Origin of the sequence: Agromyces terreus, assembly GCF_009749465.1 — a bacterium.
Classification (GTDB): Bacteria; Actinomycetota; Actinomycetes; order Actinomycetales; family Microbacteriaceae; genus Agromyces; species Agromyces terreus.
In genome coordinates, this window is the sequence record NZ_WBIS01000002.1 from 651,873 (window position 1) to 671,207 (window position 19,335).

7 protein-coding genes are annotated in these 19,335 nt (G+C 72.1%); 6 read left to right on the plus strand and 1 reads right to left on the minus strand.

Annotation, left to right across the window (positions count from 1 at the left end; all coding sequences use genetic code 11):
- Positions 1 to 97 precede the first annotated feature (97 nt).
- From GQQ92_RS08050 to GQQ92_RS08070, 5 genes are all read left to right on the plus strand, one after another.
- Positions 98 to 1,636 carry a glycoside hydrolase family 6 protein gene (locus GQQ92_RS08050; RefSeq protein ID WP_197738139.1) on the plus strand — a complete coding sequence of 513 codons (1,539 nt, stop codon included), beginning with the start codon at positions 98 to 100 and terminating at the stop codon, positions 1,634 to 1,636.
- Between the two features lie 166 nt (positions 1,637 to 1,802).
- Positions 1,803 to 3,764, plus strand: a complete 1,962-nt coding sequence (locus GQQ92_RS08055; protein WP_232057567.1) for a circularly permuted type 2 ATP-grasp protein — start codon at positions 1,803 to 1,805, stop codon at positions 3,762 to 3,764.
- The gene (locus GQQ92_RS08060) at positions 3,758 to 4,687 is read left to right on the plus strand and encodes an alpha-E domain-containing protein (protein WP_156998692.1); all 930 of its coding nucleotides are present in this window, start codon (positions 3,758 to 3,760) and stop codon (positions 4,685 to 4,687) included. The genes GQQ92_RS08055 and GQQ92_RS08060 overlap by 7 nt, the downstream gene beginning before the upstream one ends.
- Positions 4,684 to 5,529 carry a transglutaminase family protein gene (locus tag GQQ92_RS08065; protein WP_156998693.1) on the plus strand — a complete coding sequence of 282 codons (846 nt, stop codon included), beginning with the start codon at positions 4,684 to 4,686 and terminating at the stop codon, positions 5,527 to 5,529. Before GQQ92_RS08060 ends, GQQ92_RS08065 begins: the two co-directional genes overlap by 4 nt.
- Before the next feature lie 56 nt (positions 5,530 to 5,585).
- The gene (locus GQQ92_RS08070) at positions 5,586 to 6,431 is read left to right on the plus strand and encodes an alpha/beta fold hydrolase (protein ID WP_156998694.1); all 846 of its coding nucleotides are present in this window, start codon (positions 5,586 to 5,588) and stop codon (positions 6,429 to 6,431) included.
- A 46-nt stretch (positions 6,432 to 6,477) separates the two neighbouring features.
- Here the strand turns inward: GQQ92_RS08070 and GQQ92_RS08075 are convergent, their stop codons facing one another.
- Positions 6,478 to 7,122 carry a histidine phosphatase family protein gene (locus GQQ92_RS08075; protein ID WP_156998695.1) on the minus strand — a complete coding sequence of 215 codons (645 nt, stop codon included), beginning with the start codon at positions 7,120 to 7,122 and terminating at the stop codon, positions 6,478 to 6,480.
- Positions 7,123 to 7,272: 150 nt separating this feature from the next.
- On the opposite strand from GQQ92_RS08075, the gene GQQ92_RS08080 reads away from it, so the two are divergent.
- Complete coding sequence (locus tag GQQ92_RS08080; RefSeq protein ID WP_156998696.1) at positions 7,273 to 19,290, plus strand: DUF7927 domain-containing protein; 12,018 nt, start codon at positions 7,273 to 7,275, stop codon at positions 19,288 to 19,290.
- Positions 19,291 to 19,335: the final 45 nt, after the last annotated feature.

A 19,335-nucleotide genomic window follows, 5' to 3' on the forward strand; every position in this document is an offset into this window, starting at 1 on the left:
AATCGATCGTGAGAGCGCTCTCACGAATCGTCTCCCCGCAGTTCCGCACCGCCCACGATGACGTCGGCACGGTCGACGAAGACCCCTTGGAGTGAACATGCGACACCGCACCATCGCCGCGCTCGCGGCGATCGGAACCCTCGCGATGATCGGGGCGGCGAGCGCCCCGGCGATCGCCGCCGACGGCGATCCGCTCGTCGGTTCCGACATCTACCTGAACCCGTACAGCACCACGCTCGAGGCGGCCCAGAGCCTCAGCGGCCAGGCGCGCGCCGACGCGCAGCTGCTCGGGTCGATCCCGTCGGCCGACTGGATCACGAAGGGCACGCCCGCCGAGGCCGAGGCCGCGGTCGACGCGATCGTCACCGCGGCGACCGCGACCGGCACGGTGCCCGTGCTCGTCGCCTACAACCTGCCGTTCCGCGACTGCTCGCAGTACTCCGCGGGCGGCGCGGCCGACACCGAGGCGTACGAGGCGTGGATCGACGGATTCGCCGCGGGCATCGACGGTCGTCACGCCGCCGTCATTCTCGAACCCGACGGACTCGGCATCATCCCCTGGAACACCGACGGCAACGGCAATGCGGAGTGGTGCCGGCCGGCCGACCTCGACCCCGCCACCGCGGCATCCGACCGCTACGCCCAGCTCAACTACGCGGTGGACGCCCTCAAGGGCGCCGGCGAGACCGCCGTCTACCTCGACGGCACGCACAGCGGCTGGCTCGGGGTCGGCGACATCTCGCAGCGCCTCATCCGCGCCGGGGTCGACCGCGCCGACGGCTTCTTCCTCAACGCGTCGAACTACGTCGAGACCGAGCGACTCCAGAAGTACGGCACCTGGATCTCGGACTGCATCCACCTCGACCAGAACTCGTGGTGGCAGGCGGCCTGGTGCGGCAGCCAGTACTACCCGGCCGACCCGAACGACTTCTCCACCTGGACCGCGACGGATGCCGCGTACGATCAGGCGTTCGCCGACACCGGCCTCGCCCGCGACCCGTCGGCCCAGGCGCACTTCGTGATCGACACGAGCCGCAACGGGCAGGGGCCGTGGACCGCCCCCGCGGACAAGTACTCCGACCCCGAGGTCTGGTGCAACCCGCCCGAGCGCGGCATCGGGGAGCTCCCCTCGACGACGACCGGCGAGGCGCTCGTCGACGCCTACCTCTGGATCAAGGTGCCCGGCGAGTCCGACGGCCAGTGCTACCGCGGCACCGGCGGCCCGCTCGATCCCGAGCGCGGCATCCAGGACCCCGCGGCCGGTGCGTGGTTCCCCGAGCAGGCCCGGGAACTCGTCGCGAACGCGAACCCGCCGATCGCGGCCCAGACCTGCAAGGTCTCCTGGACCGTGCACGGCAGCTGGCCCGGCGGCTTCAACACCCAGATCTGGGTCGAGAACACCGGCACCGCGCCGATCGATTCCTGGCAGCTCGGATGGACCTTCGACGGCGACCAGCGCATCCAGAACCTCTGGAGCGGCAGCGCGAAGCAGACGGGCGCCGAGGTGCGCGTCGACAGCCTCTCCTGGAACGCCAAGCTGAAGCCGGGTCAGAAGACGACCCTCGGCTTCATCGGCGCGGGCGCCCCCGCGCAGCCGTGGCTGTTCACGCTCGACGGGAAGCCCTGCACGAGCTGAACCCGCGGCCGGGCGGCGCACGAGCGCCCGGCCGGAACCGGTCGGATGCCGCGCACCCACGCCGGTGCGCGGCATCCGTCGTCTCGACCTCGTTCGTCGAGCGGATGCCGCGGGCGCGACGCACGCCCGAAACAGCCCCGAAACGGGGTGGTGGAATTCTCTCGTCATGGCGACACTCTTCGACGGATATGCCACGGCGGGCACTGCGCGGGCCGGCCGGCAGCGGCGCAGCGGGCAGCCGTGGGACGAGATGTTCCCCGACGGCGAGACCGAGGTGCGCGAGCCCTACCGCGAGCTCTACCCGGCCCTGGCGCGCCTGTCGCAGGAGGAACTGCGCGGCCGCACCGACGCCCTGGCGAGCTCCTACCTCGCCCAGGGCGTCACGTTCGACTTCGCCGGCGAGGAGCGCCCGTTCCCGCTCGACGTGGTGCCGCGGGTCATCTCGGCGACCGACTGGGCTCGGGCCGAGGCCGGCGTCGCGCAACGCGTTCGCGCGCTCGAGCGGTTCCTCGCCGACGTCTACGGACCGCAGCTCGCCGTGCGCGACGGCGTGATCCCGGCGGGCCTCGTGAGCTCCTCCACCCACTTCCACCGGCAGGCGGCCGGCATCGTCGGGGCGAACGGGGTGCGCATCCACGTCGCCGGCATCGACTTGATCCGCGACGAGCGCGGCGACTGGCGCGTGCTCGAGGACAACGTGCGCGTGCCGAGCGGGGTGAGCTACGTGATCTCGAACCGTCGGATGATGGCGCAGACCCTGCCCGAGCTGTTCACGTCGATGCGGGTGCGCCCCGTCGGCGACTACCCCAACAAGCTCCTCCGAGCCCTGCGCGCGAGCGCGCCCGAGGGCATCGAGGACCCCACGATCGTCGTGCTCACCCCCGGCGTGCACAACTCGGCGTACTACGAGCACACGCTGCTCGCCCGGCTCATGGGCGTCGAGCTCGTCGAGGGCCGCGACCTGTTCTGCTCGGGCGGCCGGGTGTGGATGCACACCACCGCCGGCCCGACCCGGGTCGACGTGATCTACCGCCGCGTCGACGACGAGTTCCTCGACCCGCAGCAGTTCCGACCCGACTCGGTGCTGGGGGCGCCCGGACTCATGCTCGCCGCGCGGCTCGGACACGTGACCATCGCGAACGCGGTCGGCAACGGCGTCGCCGACGACAAGCTCGTCTACACCTACGTGCCCGACCTCATCCGCTACTACCTCGGCGAGGAGCCGATCCTGCCGAACGTCGACACGTGGCGGCTCGAGGAGCCCGACGCGCTCGCCGAAGTGCTCGACCGACTCGACGAGCTCGTGGTCAAGCCGGTCGACGGATCGGGCGGCAAGGGCCTCGTCATCGGTCCGGATGCCTCGAGGTCCGAGCTCGACGAGCTCCGGGGGCGGCTGCTCGCCGACCCGCGCGGCTGGATCGCGCAACCCGTCGTGCAGCTCTCGACGATCCCGACGCTCGTCGAGGACGGCCTACGCCCGCGCCACGCGGACCTGCGCCCGTTCGCCGTGAACGACGGCGACGAGATCTGGGTGCTGCCGGGCGGCCTGACCCGGGTCGCGCTGCCCGAGGGGCGGCTCGTCGTCAACTCCAGCCAGGGCGGCGGCTCGAAGGACACGTGGGTGCTCGAGACGTCGGCGGGCACCGTCGACACCGGCGGTCTGCGCGTGCCGGCGACGGCGCCGGCCCGCAACGTCGGCGCGCTCGTGTCGGATCAGGCCTCGCCGAACGCGCAGCCGGAGGCCCCGCGGGCGGTTGCCGCGGAACCGCACCGTTCCTCGCCCGTGACCGCGTCGCCGCAGGACGAGGAGGCGCCGGTGCGACAGCAACAGCAACAGCAGCAGCAGACCGGCGGTCGAGGAGGCGCGCAGCGCCGTCTCGAGACCCCCGCTGGTCGAGGAGGCGCGCAGCGCCGTCTCGAGACTCCCGCTGGTCGAGGAGGCGCGCAGCGCCGTCTCGAGACCTCCGGGGCGGGTCTCGAGACGCTGCGCTCCTCGACCGGCGGTGGTGGTCTCGAGACGCTGCGCTCCTCGACCGGCGGGGCTGGTGTCGAGACGCTGCGCTCCTCGACCGGCGGGGCTGGTGTCGAGACCCTGCGCTCCTCGACCGGCGGAGGTGCCGCATGCTGAGCCGCATCGCCGAGTCCCTGTTCTGGATCGGGCGCTACATCGAACGCAGCGACGGCACCGCCCGGATCCTCGACGTGCATCTGCAACTGCTGCTCGAGGACCCATGGATCGACGAGGACACCGCCTGCCGTGCGCTGCTCTCGGTCATGGGCAGCGAGGCCCGCCCCGAGGAGCAGCTCGGCCGCGACGACGTGATCGCCCTGCTCGCCGTCGATCCGAAGCATCCGGCCTCGATCGCCCACTCGGTCGCGGCCGCCCGCGAGAACGCGCGCCGTGCGCGGGAGATCGTCTCGACCGAGCTGTGGGAGGCGCTGAACCACACCAACGCGCGGATGCCGCGCCGGGTCGCGAGCGACAAGACCCACGAGTTCTTCCGCTGGGTGCGCGACCGATCGGCGCTCGCGATCGGCGTCGTCGACTCCGCCACGAGCCGGGACGAGGCGTGGCAGTTCTTCTCCCTCGGACGGTCGATCGAACGGGCCGACATGACGGCACGGCTCCTCGCGACCCGCTCGCTGACCGAGGCGAGCGGCCCCAGCTGGACGACGATCCTCCGCAGCTGCGGCGGGTACGAGGCCTACCTCCGCAGCTACCGCGGCGTCCCGTCCAGCGAGTCCGCCGCGGAGTTCCTGCTGCTCGACCGGCTCTTCCCGCGATCGATCATCTCGAGCGTCATCCGCGCCGAGGAGTCGCTGCGCGAGATCGATCCGCGCGCCGGCCGCGTCGGCGTGACCGACCAGGCCCGACGGCTGCTCGGGCAGATCCGCTCCGAGCTCGAGTACCGCCCGATCGCCGAGATCCTCGTCGACCTGACCGGCAATATGGAGCACCTCCAGGCGGTCACCTCGTCGGCGAGCGAGGCGATCAGGGCGAGGTACTTCCCGACGAGCGTGGTCCCCGTGTGGATCGGAGAGGTCTCATGAGCCGCATTCGCATCGTGCACCGCACCGGCTTCAGCTACGCCGAACCCGCGACCGCCTCGTACAACGAGGCGCGCATGCTGCCGCACTCCGACGGACGCCAGTTCGTGATGCAGGCGGGCCTCGACATCCGGCCCGCTGCGAGCCAGCACTCCTACCTCGACTACTGGGGCACGCGTGTGTCCACGTTCGAGGTGCTCACCCCGCACCAGGAGCTCTCGGTCATGGCGACGAGCCTCGTCGAGGTGCACCCGCGGCCGCTGCCGCGGACCGAGCCCACGTGGGAGGAGCTCGCGACCGCTGCATCCTCGACCATCGCCCTCGTCGAGGCGAGCGGGCTCTCGGCCGCCACCGAGCCGCCCGCGGAGCTGCGCGAGCTCGCGGCGGAGATCCGAGCCGAGGGCGGCGGCGTCGGCGAGACGGCGCTCGAGATCTGTCGAGCCGTCGGCGGTTCGATGCAGTACATGCCGGGGGTGACCGGCGTGCACTCGACGGCGGCCGAGGCCTGGGCCGAGCGGAAGGGGGTCTGCCAGGACATCACGCACATCGCGCTCGGCGCCCTGCGCTCGGCCGGCATCCCCGCGCGGTACGTCTCGGGCTACCTGCACCCGGACCCCGAGGCATCCGTCGGCCAGACCGTCGTGGGCGAGTCGCACGCCTGGGTCGAGTGGTTCGCGGGGGAGTGGCGCGGCTACGACCCCACCAACCTCGTCGAGGTGGGGGATCGCCACGTGCTCGTCGGTCGCGGTCGCGACTACGGCGACGTGCCTCCGCTGCGAGGCGTGTACGCCGGCCCTGGGGCGTCCGAGCTCTTCGTCTCGGTCGAGATCACCCGGGTCGCCTGAGCGCGATCGCGGGCCGGCACCGTGCGAGCGGATGCCGCGCCTGCGATGATGTGGCCATGCCGACGTTCACCGATGCGCACGGGGTCCACATCCACTACCGCTCGTGGCGTGTCCCCGTACCGAAGGCCGCGGTGCAGCTCGCGCACGGCGTCGGCGAGCACATCGGGCGCTACGCCGAGCTCATCGAGGCGCTGAACGGGGCCGGGTACTCGGTGTGGGCCGACGACCACCGCGGTCACGGGCAGACCGGGTTCGAGCAGCACGGTGGAGACCTCGACCGCCTCGGACGGCTGGGCCCCGGCGGCCTGCGCGCGACGATCGCGGCCGTCGAGCAGTTCACCGAGGTGATCCGCGAGGCGGAGGGCGACCTGCCGCTCATCCTGCTCGGGCACTCGTGGGGCTCGCTGATGGCGCAGATCATCGTGAACCGGCGCGCGCGCGACTACGACGCCGTCGTGCTGACCGGCACCGCGTACCGCACGCCCTTCGACATGAACGGCGGCGACCTGAACGCGCGCCACAAGCATCTCGGGCCGACCCCGGTCGAATGGCTCAGCCGCGATCCCGAGGTGCCGCCCGCGTTCATGGCCGACCCCTATACGACCGCCGTGCCGCTGCGGAAGCTGTTCGGCACGCGCGACGCGATGCGCCTGCTCGGTCGCCCCGCGAAGCACCTCCCCGCCGAACTGCCGATGCTCATCATGGTCGGCGACGACGACCCGCTCGGGGGCGAGGCGAGCGCGGTGAAGCTCGCGAACGCCTACGCGAGGCGTTCGGGCCTGGCCGACGTCACCCTCGTGGTGTACCCCGAGGCGCGGCACGAGGTCTTCAACGAGACGAACCGCGACGAGGTGCGCGCCGACCTGATCACGTGGCTCGACGAGCGGTTCGCCGACGACTGAGCGCCGACGACTGAGCGCTCACGACTGAGCGGCGACGACGGCGCGGCTACATCTTCGCGTGCCAGGGCGGCACGTCGTAGCCGAGCAGGCGGATGCGCGGATGGTGCGCGGCGTCGGACTCGGTCGCCCAGGGGTAGACGATGGTCGTCACGTGGCAGTTGCCGAGCACGGGCAGCAGGTCGCGGTAGCCGTCGGGATCCATGCCCGCGAGCTCGCAGAAGAGCAGGCGGATGAGGGTCGCATGGGCGACGATGAGCACTCGCCCCTCCGGGAACTCCTCGACCAGTTCGTCGAACACCGGCAGGGCCCTGGCGATGCCCTCCTTTCCGCGCTCTCCGCCGGGGAACGTGTTGCTCGCCGGCGCGAGGCGGAACGCGGCCCACTCGTCGGGGAACCGTTCCTGCAGCTCGTCGGGCGTGAGCCCCTCGGCCTGGCCGAAGTCGATCTCGACGAGTCGGTCGTCGATGCGGAGCGGCAGTCCGGTCGTCTCGACCGAGGGCGCAGCCGAGCGTTTCGCCCGGCTGAGGGGCGAGGCCACGATCGCGTCGAGCTCGGCGTCGACGGCCCACGCGCCGAGCGCGGCCGCCTGTCCGAGGCCGTGCCGCGTCAGCGCGACATCCGAATTTCCGGCGTAGCGGTGTTCCGCGTGCCAGACCGTCTCGCCGTGCCGTGCCAGGAAGAAGGTCGTCATGGCCGTCAGCCTAGGCTCTCGCCCGACCGGTTGCAGGACCCGGTGGCCGATCGGTACGGTTCCCCTGTACGTGTTCGCGAGGATGGCTCGGGAATTCGGCGATGAAGAAGCCGGTGCGATGCTGCGCCGTTGCAAGGTCTGGGGGGACCGATGCGCACGAACCGACGGGTCATCGACGCCGCGAGACGCGCGAGGCGCCTCATCGCGATGTGCACGGTCGGAGTCCTGGTCGGCGCCGGCGCGGTGGCGATCTCGTCGACCGTCGCCCCGCAGAGCGCCCTGGCGCCCGCGGTCGCGGCCCCGGGGAGCCCCGGCACGCCGAGCCCCGGCGCCGTGCTGTTCACCGAGAACTTCGAGAACCGCGCCAACACGGGCGCGAACGTGCTGCTGACGAACTACACGGGCGCGACCGGCATGACGTACTTCGCCACCGGGCAGTGGGCCAACCGCCCGCGCTGCAACGGCATCGTCCTCGACAACAACGATCCGCGCACGCCGAACGACTGCGACGCCAACCCGCCCGGGCTCGGTCCGTCGGTGTACGACCAGATGACCGCCCTGCCCGACGCCATCGGACGCTATCTCGGCGACACGGCCGTGCCGAGCCTCAACACCGCGGCCTCGTCGTACACGGCCGGCAACGACTTCCCGAACAACCTCGTCATGTTCCAGACGGAGCAGCCGCTGTCGATCCCGCAGAACGGCCGCTTCCTCACGTTCACGGTCGTCGGCGCGGCGCGCAACTGCCCGCCCACGGCAGCGGCTCCGCAGATGCAGTTCTCCCTGGTCGACGGCGACGGCGGCGAGCACGCTCTCTCGGGGGCGATGAACCCCTGCACCGCACCCGGGTTCCGCAACATCACCGCGCGCACCCAGAACGGCACCAACGCGGTCGTGCGCGTGGCGACCCTGACGCCGACCGGATCCTGGCTCAACCCCGGCAACGTCACCGGCATCCGCATGCGCAACACCGGTGAGACCGGCGGCAATGACGGCGCGTACGACTACGTGCAGTTGCTCGACGTGACCCCGCAGCTCGACAAGGCGTTCAGCCCGACCCGGGTCGCGGCCGGGTCACCGTCGACGCTGACCTTCACGATCACGAATACGACCGAGCTCGCCTCGAAGAGCGGATGGAGCATCACCGACACCCTGCCCGCCGGGCTCGTGGTCGCCAGCCCGCCCGCCGCGACCGACACGTGCGACGGGGCGCAGACGATCACGGCCGCCGCGGGGTCGGGCACCGTCTCGGTGACCAACGGCATCCTCGGCACCGGCGACGTGTCGTGCACGGTCTCGGTGAACGTCACGTCGCAGACCCCCGGCCCGTACCAACCGGATGTCACCTACGACAACTGCCCGACGACGAACGTGACGGTGCTCGGCCTCGAGCTGCCCGACTGCGCGCAGGTCACGTTCTACGACCGGTACACGCCGACCGGCACGCCGTTCACCTGCTCGGCCGACGGACTGCTGTTCCAGGCCCCCAACAATTCGACGCCGTCGACGGTCCGGGGCATCGATCTCGCGACCGGCGAGTTCGCCGACCTCGGCGTGGCCGGCGCCGCGCTGAACTCGGTCGGGTACAACCCGCTCGACGACTTCGTGTACGGGGTCAGGAACGGCGGCGGGCTCGGCGACGTCTACCGAGTGAACTCGGATCTCACGGTGCAGAACCTCGGGGCGCCCGACCTGAGCGCGGTCGCGCCGCTCACCCCGGCCTCGTTCAACATCCCGAACTCGGGCGATGTCGACGAGAACGGGCACCTCTGGATCCTCGACGCGACGGCGCCGCAGGCGTGGGCCGAGATCGATCTGGCACCGGGGTCGCCCACGTACATGCAGGCGCTCAGGGGCGGGGAGCTCACGCCCGTGCCGGGCTGGGGCGCCGGCGGCGACTGGGTCGCCCGCGACGGCATCCTCTCGCAGATCGGGGTGCTCGGCGGGGTGCAGCACCTCCTCCAGTTCGACACCACGCTGCCCACGCCCGCGTATCTGCCGCCGGTCTCGCTCGGCACGCTCGTGGCGCCCGACGGCACCTCGGCCGGCACCGGCGCCGGTGCCGTGTACCGCGACGACCGGTACATGTACGCCTCCTTCAACACCTCGGGCCAGCTCTGGCGCGTCGACCTCGACGACCCGACCGGCGGCCCGTCATCGGTGGACTTCTTCTCGTATGGCCCGCCGAGCTCGCAGAACGACGGCGCCCGCTGCGCGGCAGCGCCGCTCGACCTCGACTTCGGTGACGCCCCCGACGACTACGGCACCACGCTCGCCGCCGACGGCGCCCGGCACGGCATCCGGTACGACGCCGACGGCGCGCCGACGCTGGCGCTGGGGGCATCTGTCACCGCGGAGGACGACGGTCAGCCCGACGCGGCCGCCGCGCTCGACGATGACGACGCGCTCACGCCGCCGCCCGTGTCGGTCAATGCGGGCACCTACTCGCTCGACGTCCCGTACACGAACACCACGGGCGCCGACGCGACCCTGGCGGGCTGGCTCGACTTCGACGGCGACGGGGTGTTCGAGGCGGGCGAGCTCGCGACGGCGACGGTGGGCGCGAGCGGCACGACCGCGCTGACGTGGTCGATCCCGGCGCAGGCGACCTACCCCGACACCACGTACCTGCGCCTGCGCCTGGGCGACGAACCCGTGGCCGAGGCGTCGCCGACGGGGGCCGTCGCGAACGGGGAGGTCGAGGACTACCCGGTCGAGCTCGTGGAGTACGACCTGACCGTGACGAAGTCGGTCGACCCCGAGGACGGCTCGACGGTCGTGGCCGACGACCAGCTGACCTACACCCTCGAGTTCGTGTCGAACGGTCCCGACGCGGCCCCCGTCGCCTACACCGACGTGCTCACGGGCCTCGTCGACGACGCGACCCTCGACGTGGACTCCATCACGGCGGATGCCCCGCTGGCGGCGGTGCCGGCACCCGACGGCACCTCGATCGCGATCACCGGCGACCTGCCCGCCGGTTCCTACACGGTCACGTACACCGTGACGGTGAACCCCGACGGGGAGCGCGAGGACGATGTGCTCGGCAACGTCCTCGTCGTGACCGGCACCACGCCCCCCGCCGAGTGCCTGCCCGGCGACCCGCTCTGCACGCAGAACCCCGTGGCGGCCTACACCGTCGAGAAGTCGGTCGACCCGGCGAGCGGGACCACCGTGCTGCCCGGCGACGACCTGACGTACACCGTCACGGTCACCTCGACCGGGCGTGCGCCGGCCGAGATCGACCTGACCGACGAGCTCTCGGGCATCGTCGACGACGCCGACCTCGACGAGGGTTCCATAGCCGCGACCGCCCCGCTGGTCGCCGTGCTCGCCGAGGACGGCGCGTCGATCCGCCTCACCGGAAGCCTGCCGACCGGCACGGCGACGCTGACGTACACGGTCTCCGTGCGCGACGACGACGCCGACCGCACCGACGACGTGCTCGGCAACTTCGTCGTCGAGACGGGCGAGGATCCGCCCGAGGAGTGCGTGCCGGGCGACCCGGCCTGCACGAGCAACCCGGTCGCCGACGTCACGGTAGCCAAGTCGGTGAACCCCGCCGACGGAACGAGCGTGCACGCGGACGACGTGCTCGAGTACACGCTGACCTTCGAGTCGAACGGCGCCGCCACCGCGGTCGTCGACTACACCGACCTGCTGGCCGGCGTCGTCGACGACGCCGAGTTCGACGCGGGATCGCTGTCGTGGAGCTCCTCGCTCGACGTCGTCGTCGCCGACGACGGGCGGTCGATCCGCATCACCGGCGCGCTCGCGCCGGGGTCGTACACCGTGTCGTACGAGGTGCAGGTGAAGCCCGACGGCGCACGCGGCGACGACGTGCTCGGCAACTTCCTCGTCACGACGGGTGCCGTCCCGCCCACGACGTGCCCGCCGGGCGACCCGACCTGCACGAGCAACCCGGTGGGCAGCGTGACCCCGGCCAAGACGGTCGACCCGGCGTCGGGCACGAGCGTCGAGGCGGGCGACGTGCTCACCTACACGCTCGAGTTCGAGTCGAACGGGCCGGGCACCGCCGACATCGACTTCACCGACCTGCTCGCCGGCGTCGTCGACGATGCGACGCTCGACGGGGCATCCGTCACCGCCGATGCGCCGCTGACGGCCGTGCCCGCCCCCGACGGGCAGTCGCTGCGCATCACGGCCTCGGGCGTGCTGCCCGGCGTGTACACCGTGACCTACACCGTCACCGTGAACGACGACGGCGACCGCAACGACGACCTGCTCGGCAACTTCCTCGTCGTGACCGGCGAGGACCCGGCGCCCGAGTGCCTGCCCGACGATCCGACCTGCACCGAGAACCCCATCGCGTCGGTCGACGTGGTCAAGTCGGTCGACCCGGCCGACGGCTCGAGCGTCGAGGCCGGCGACATCCTCACGTACACGGTGACGTTCACGTCGAACGGCCCGGGCGACGCGACCGTCGACACCACTGATGACCTGTCGGGCGTGGTCGACGACGCGACCCTCGACCTGGCCTCCGTCGAGGTGTCGCTGCCGCTGAGCGCGGTCGTCACCGGCGGCGATTCGATCGTCGTGACCGGCACCGCCCCGCCCGGCGTCTACACCCTCACCTACCAGGTGCGCGTGAACGACGACGGCGACCGCGATGACGACCTGCTCGGCAACTTCGTCGTCGACACCGGCGACGACCCGCCCACGGAGTGCGAGCCGGGCGACCCCACCTGCACCGCCAACCCGGTCGGCTCGCTCGAGGCTGGCAAGTCGGTCGATCCCGCCTCGGGGTCCACGGTCGGGGCCGGCGACACGCTCACGTACACGCTGACGTTCGTGTCGAACGGCCCCGGAGAGGTCGACGTGGACTTCACCGACCTGCTCGGCGGCGTCGTCGACGACGCGACGCTCGACGGGGCATCCGTCACCGCCGACGCGCCGCTCGCCGCCGCGATCGCCGCGGACGGTGCGTCGTTGCGGGTGACCGGAACGCTGCCGCCGGGCAGCTACGAGGTGACCTACCAGGTGACCGTGAACGACGACGGCGCGCGCGGCGACGAGGCGCTCGGCAACTTCCTCGTCGAGACCGGTGAGAACCCGCCCGCGGAGTGCGAGCCCGGTGACCCGCGGTGCACCGAGAACCCGATCGCGGCGGTCGTCGCCACGAAGTCCGTCGACCCGGCCGACGGCTCGAGCGTGCAGGCCGACGACGTGCTCACGTATACGATCGCGTTCGAGGTGACCGGCACGGGCGCCGTCGACCTCGACTACACCGACCTCCAGGCCGGCATCCTCGACGACGCCTCGTTCGATCCCGCCACCCTCACCGCGGACGCGCCGCTGGTCGCGACGGCGGGCGTCGACTCCATCTCGATCACGGGCACGGATGTCGCGGCCGGCACGTACGAGGTCTCCTACGAGGTCGTCGTGCTCGCCGACGGCGAGCGGACCGATGATCTCATCGCGAACTTCCTCGTCGAGACGGGCGAGGACCCGCCCGACGAGTGCGTGCCCGGAGACCCGACCTGCAACGTCAATCCCGTGCGGGCCCTCGAGGTCGAGAAGACGTCGGACCCCGCCGACGGCACGGTCGTGGAGACGGGCGACGTCATCGACTACACGGTGACGTTCACCGCGGGCGGCACCGCCGCCTCGACGGTGGACTACACCGACCTGCTCGCGGGGGTCGTCGACGACGCGACGCTCGACGAGGCATCCGTCGCCGCCACCGCGCCGCTCGTCGCGACGCTCGCCGACGACGGTCGCTCGATCGCCGTCACGGGAACGCTCGATCCCGGCGTGTACACGCTCACCTACTCGGTCACCGTGAACGCCGACGACGAGCGCGCCGACGACGTGCTCGGCAACGCCGTCGTCGTGACCGGCGAAGACCCGCCCGAGGAGTGCGAGCCGGGCGATCCGACCTGCACCGTGCACCCCGTCTCCGACCTCGAGGTCGGCAAGTCGGTCGACCCGGCCGAGGGCTCGAGCGTGCAGGCGGGCCAGGTGCTCACCTACACGATCACGTTCGAGTCGCTCGGCGAGGCCGACGCCGCCGTCGACTACACGGATCTGCTCGCGGGCGTCGTCGACGATGCGACGCTCGTGCCCGGATCGCTCACGGCCGACGCGCCGCTCACCGCGACGCTCGCGGGCGACGGGGCCTCGATCGCGATCACCGGTTCGCTGCCGCCGGGCACCTACGAGGTGGTCTACGCGGTGACGGTGAATGCCGACGGGTCGCGCACCGACGACGTGCTCGCGAACTTCGCCGTCGAGACCGGCGGCACCCCTCCCACCGAGTGCCTGCCCGGCGACCAGCTCTGCACCGTGAACCCGATCGGCTCGGTGACGCCGTCGAAGTCGGTGAGCCCGGCCGACGGAACCAGCGTCGCGGCGGGCGACGTGCTCACGTACACGCTGACGTTCACGTCGAACGGGCCGGGCGCGTCGCCGATCGACTACACCGACGACATCTCGGGCCTCACCGACGACGCGCTGATCGTCGCGGGGTCGCTGCGCGTGAGCTCGCCGCTGACCGCCGTGATCGCCGGCGACGGGTCGGCGATCCGCATCACGGGCGACCTGCCGCCCGGCACCTACACCGTGAGCTATCGGGCGCGGGTGTTCCCCGACGGGGAGCGCGGCGACGACTCCCTCGGCAACGTGCTCGTGAAGACAGGTGTGACCCCGCCCGAGGAGTGCGTTCCGGCAGACCCGCTGTGCACCGTGAACCCGGTGGGCTCGGCGACCGTCTCGAAGTCGGTCGACCCCGCCGACGGGTCGAGCGTCATGGCCGACGACGTGCTGACGTACACGCTGACGTTCGTCTCGAACGGGCCGGGCGACGCGACCGTCGCGTACACCGACCTGCTCGCCGGCATCACGGACGACGCGACGATCACGTCGGCGCCCGTGGCATCCGACCCGGCCCTGACCCTCGAACTCGTGGGCGACGCGCTCTCGATCACGGGCACGCTGCCGCCGGGCACGTACACCGTGACCTATGCGGCCACGGTGGCCGCAGACGGGGCGCGGGCCGACGACGTGCTCGGCAACGTCGTCGTCGAGACGGGCACCGCGCCGCCGGCGCAGTGCGAGCCGGGCGACCCGCTCTGCACGTCGAACCCGGTCGGTTCGGTGACGGCGTCGAAGTCGGTCGATCCGGCCGACGGGTCGAGCGTCATGGTCGACGACGTCGTGACGTACACGCTGACGTTCGTCTCGAACGGGCCGGGCGACGCCGCGGTCGACTTCACCGACCTGCTCGGCGCCATCACCGACGACGCGACCGTCACCGCCGAGCCCGTCTCCTCGTCGCCCGCGCTGACCGCCGCCCGCTCGGGCGACGAGATCGCGATCACGAGCGCCGCCCTGCCGCCCGGCACGTACACGGTGACGTACGCGGTGACCGTGGACCCCGACGGGTCGCGCGGCGACGACGTGCTCGGCAACGTCCTCGTGGTCACCGGTGAGGACCCGCCGGCCGAGTGCGAGCCGGGCGATCCGCTGTGCACGTCGAACCCGGTCGGTTCGGTGACGGCGTCGAAGTCGGTCGACCCGGCCGACGGGTCGAGCGTCATGGCCGACGACGTGCTGACGTACACGCTGACGTTCGTATCGAGCGGGCCCGGCGCCGCGACGATCGACTACACCGACGAGCTCTCGGGCATCACCGATGACGCGACGATCACGTCGGGCCCCGCGGCATCCGACCCCGCCCTGACCCTCGAACTCGTGGGCGACGCGCTCTCGATCACGGGCACGTTGCCGCCCGGCACCTACACCGTGACCTACGCGGCCACCGTGAATGCCGACGGCGCGCGGGGCGACGGCCTGGTCGGCAACGTGCTCGTCGTCACCGGCGAGACCCCGCCCGAGGAGTGCGAGGCGGGCGACCCGCTCTGCACGACGAACCCGGTCGGGTCGGTGACCGCGTCGAAGTCGGTCGACCCCGAGGACGGATCGACCGTCGTCGCCGACGACGTGCTCACGTACACCCTGACCTTCGTCTCGAACGGACCCGGCGACGCGACGATCGACTACACCGACGACGTCTCGGGCATCACCGATGACGCGACGATCACGTCGGGCCCCGAGGCATCCGCCACCGAACTCGTCGCCGAACTCGGCGACGACGACACGATCGCGATCACGGGCACGCTGCCGCCCGGCACCTACACCGTCACCTACGAGGCCACGGTGAACCCCGACGGCGCTCGGGGCGACGATGTGCTGGGTAACGTGGTCGTCGTGACCGGCACGACGCCGCCCGCCGAGTGCCTGCCCGGTGACCCGCTCTGCACGACGAACCCGGTCGCGGCGTACACCGTCGCCAAGTCGGTCGACCCCGAGAGCGGCACGAGCGTGGCCGCCGGCGACGTGCTCGAGTACACGATCACGTTCGAGTCGACGGGTGCCGCCGCCGTCGACGTGGACTACACCGACCTGCTCGCTGGCGTCGTCGACGATGCGACGCTCGAGGAGGCATCCATCACGGCCGATCCGCCGCTGACGGCGACGCCCGAAGGCGACACGATCGCCATCGCGGGCTCGCTGCCGCCGGGCGCCTACGAGGTGACGTACCGGGTGACGGTCTCGGACGATGGCGAGCGCGCCGACGGGATGCTCGGCAACTTCCTCGTGCCCACCGGTTCCACGCCCCCGGAGGAATGCGCCGACGACGACCCGCTGTGCACGCAGAACCCCGTCGGATCGGTCACGCCGTCGAAGTCGGTCGACCCCGCCGACGGCACGAGCGTCGTCGCCGACGACGTGCTCACCTACACGCTCACGTTCGTCTCGAACGGGCCGGGCGACACGACGATCGACTACACCGACGACGTCTCGGGCGTCGTCGACGACGCGGCAATCGACGAGACCACGATCACGGCGGATGCCCCGCTCGTCGCGGTGCTCGCGGCCGGCGGCCAGTCGATCCGCATCACCGGCACGCTGCCGCCCGGCACCTACGAGGTGACGTACCAGGCGACCGTGAACGCCGACGGTGCGCGCAACGACGACCTGCTCGGCAACGTGCTCGTCGAGACCGGCACCACGCCGCCCGGGGAGTGCGAGACCGGCGACCCGCTCTGCACCTCGAACCCCGTCAGCGGCCTGAACGTGACCAAGTCCGTCGATCCCGAGAGCGGGTCCAGCGTGGCCGCCGGAGACGTGCTCACCTACACGCTCACGTTCGAGTCGATCGGGCGCAGCGCGGCGACCGTCGACTACACCGACGTCGTCGCCGGCGTCGTCGACGACGCGCCCATCACCTCGGCGCCCGCGGCATCCGACCCGGCCCTCACGGTGACGCCGTCCGCCGACGCCATCCGCATCACCGGCTCGCTGCCGCCGGGCACGTACACCGTGACCTACGCCGTGACGGTGGGTCCCGACGGCGCGCGCGGCGACGACGTGCTCGGCAACTTCCTCGTCGAGACGGGCGAGGAACCGCCGACCGAATGCGACCCCGAAGACCTGCGCTGCACGCAGAACCCGGTCGGGTCGGTGACCGCGTCGAAGTCGGTCGACCCCGAGGACGGATCGAGCGTCGTGGCCGACGACGTGCTGACGTACACGCTGACGTTCACGTCGAACGGGCCGGGCAGCGCCGACCTCGACTACACCGACCTGCTCGCGGGCGTCGTCGACGACGCTGTGCTCGACGCGGCATCCGTCGAGGCGGATGCCGGCCTGACGGTCACGCCCGCGGCGGACTCGCTGCGCATCACGGGCGCCGATCTCGCACCCGGCACGTACGAGGTCGCCTACCGCGTGACGGTGAAGCCCGACGGCGCGCGTGGCGACGACGTGCTCGGCAACGCGGTCGTCGTGACCGGGCAGACCCCGCCCGAGGAGTGCGAGCCGGGCGACCCGCTGTGCACGTCGAACCCCGTCAGCGCGCTCACCTGGGCGAAGAGCTCCGACCGGGGCTACGGCGAGGCGCTCGCCGCGGGCGACATCGTCACGTACACGCTCACGTTCGAGTCCACCGGCGCGGCGCCCGCCGCGGTGAACCACACCGACGACCTCAGCGGCGTGATCGACGACGCCACGCTCGACCCGTCGAGCCTCGTCGTCACACCGCCGCTCACCGCCGAGATCGCCGCCGACGGGGGGTCGATCATCATCAGCGGCAGCCTGCCGGCCGGCACCGCCACCGTCAGCTACCGGGTCGCGGTCAAGGCCGACGGCGAGCGCGACGACGAGATCCTCGCCAACCACCTCGTCGAGACCGGAACCGAGCCGCCCGCGACCTGCGAGCCCGACGACCCGACCTGCACGCAGGCGCTCGTCACGAGCCCGCAGGACTGGAAGACCTCGACGCCCGCCTCGACCAACCCCGTCGGCGCCGGCGACGTCATCACGTACACGCTGCACTTCCGCGCACTCGGCACGGCGCCCGCGGTGTTCGACCGGATCGACGACCACAGCGGCGTGCTCGACGACGCCGACCTCACCTCGGCCCCCGTGTCGTCGAGCCCCGACCTCGCGGTCGCCGACCTCGGCGCGGGCCGATTCGCGATCATGGGCACGCTGCAGCCGGGCACCGAGGCGACCGTCATCTACGTCGTCACCGTGAAGGCCGACGGCGCGCGCGGTGACGACGTGCTCGCCAACCACCTGCTCGACCCCGGGCAGCAGCCGCCCGCCGCGTGCATCCCGGGGCCCGATCCCGATCAGCCGGACTGCACGCGGCATCCGGTACGGAGCCTCGCGATCGACAAGTCCGTCGACCCCGCCGACGGCACCACGGTCGTCGCGGGCGACATCCTCACCTACACGCTCACGTTCGAGAACACCGGCCAGGCGCCCATCGACGTCGACTACCGCGACCTGCTCGGCGGCGTGCTCGACGACGCCGAGCTCACCGGCGGTCCGACCGCCGAGGCCCCGCTCACGGCGACCTCGGAGGCCTTCGGCATCGCGATCAGCGGCACCTTGCCGACGGGCGACACGGCGACCGTCTCGTACTCCGTGACCGTGCGCGCCGACGGTGCGCGCAACGACCACGCGCTCGCGAACGTGCTGCTGCCCACCGGGTGGCTGCCGCCGATCGACTGCGGCCTGACGCAGATCGACTGCACCGCCAACCCCATCGGCGCACCCGTCGTCACGAAGACGGCCGACCCCGAGTCGGGCTCGGCCGTCGAGGCGGGCGAACCCATCACGTACACGCTGACCTTCGCCAACACCGGCACCGGCCCCGTCGCCGTCGCCCGCGACGACGACCTCGCCGGCGTCATCGACGACGCGGAGATCACGACCGCGCCGGTTTCGTCCGACCCCGCGCTGACGGTCTCGCCCATCGCGGACGGCCGGTTCTCGGTCACCGGCCTTCTGGCGCCGGGCGCCGAGGTCACGGTCACCTACAGCGTGACGGTGCGGCCGTACGAGGACCAGGGCGACCACATCCTGCTGAACGGCGTGGTCGACCCGGGGGGCGACGCCGAGACCGTCTGCGCTGCGGAGACTCCGCCCGTGCTCGGACGCCTCGGCCTGTTCCCCGACGCGGGCCTCGGCGCCCTCGCACTGGCCCCCGCGGATACGATCGGGCCCTGGGACGTCGGCGAGATGCCGCCCGGCTGCACCGTGCACGGCGCGAGCGACATCGACGTCGTGAAGACCTCCGACCCCGCGAGCGGCACCGAGGTCGGGCCCGGAGCGGTCGTGACCTACTCGCTCGCGTTCACGAACTCCGGCGTCGTCGCCGACGAGTTCTCGTTCGTCGACGATCTCTCGGGCGTGCTCGACGACGCCGCGCTCGACGGCGACGCCACGACCACGGATGCCGCGACCGCCGCGGTGCTCGACGGCGACCGTCTGCTCATCACGGGCGTCCTCGAGGCGGGCGCGACCGTGTCGGTCTCCTACTCCGTCGTCGTGGATGCGCCTGCCGATCGCGGCGGCGACCGCCTGCTCGCCAACGTCGTGTTCCGCGAGGGCACGACGCCGCCCGAGACGTGCGAATCGGGCGACCCGACCTGCACCGAGCACCCGGTCGTCGTGCCGACACCGCCGCCGCCCCCGACCGAACCGCCGAGCACGCCTCCGGCCACGCCGCCGGCCGGGCCCTCGTCCGTCGCCGCGACCGGCGCCGACCCCTGGCCGATGCTCTTCGCGGCGACCCTCGGCCTCGCGCTGGGCGCGCTCCTCCTGCTCGGCTCCCGGCGGCGGCGCAGCGGCTGAACGCACGCGTCCCGCGCGATCCTGTGCAGCTCGGCCTGACGGGCG

Excerpts from the sequence above, each read along its gene's own strand:
- GQQ92_RS08050 (WP_197738139.1), top strand. The coding sequence starts at position 98 with ATGCGACACCGCACCATCGCCGCGCTCGCGGCGATCGGAACCCTCGCG.
- GQQ92_RS08055 (WP_232057567.1), top strand. The coding sequence starts at position 1,803 with ATGGCGACACTCTTCGACGGATATGCCACGGCGGGCACTGCGCGGGCC.
- GQQ92_RS08060 (WP_156998692.1), top strand. The coding sequence starts at position 3,758 with ATGCTGAGCCGCATCGCCGAGTCCCTGTTCTGGATCGGGCGCTACATC.
- GQQ92_RS08065 (WP_156998693.1), top strand. The coding sequence starts at position 4,684 with ATGAGCCGCATTCGCATCGTGCACCGCACCGGCTTCAGCTACGCCGAA.
- GQQ92_RS08070 (WP_156998694.1), top strand. The coding sequence starts at position 5,586 with ATGCCGACGTTCACCGATGCGCACGGGGTCCACATCCACTACCGCTCG.
- GQQ92_RS08075 (WP_156998695.1), bottom strand. The coding sequence starts at position 7,122 with ATGACGACCTTCTTCCTGGCACGGCACGGCGAGACGGTCTGGCACGCG.
- GQQ92_RS08080 (WP_156998696.1), top strand. The coding sequence starts at position 7,273 with ATGCGCACGAACCGACGGGTCATCGACGCCGCGAGACGCGCGAGGCGC.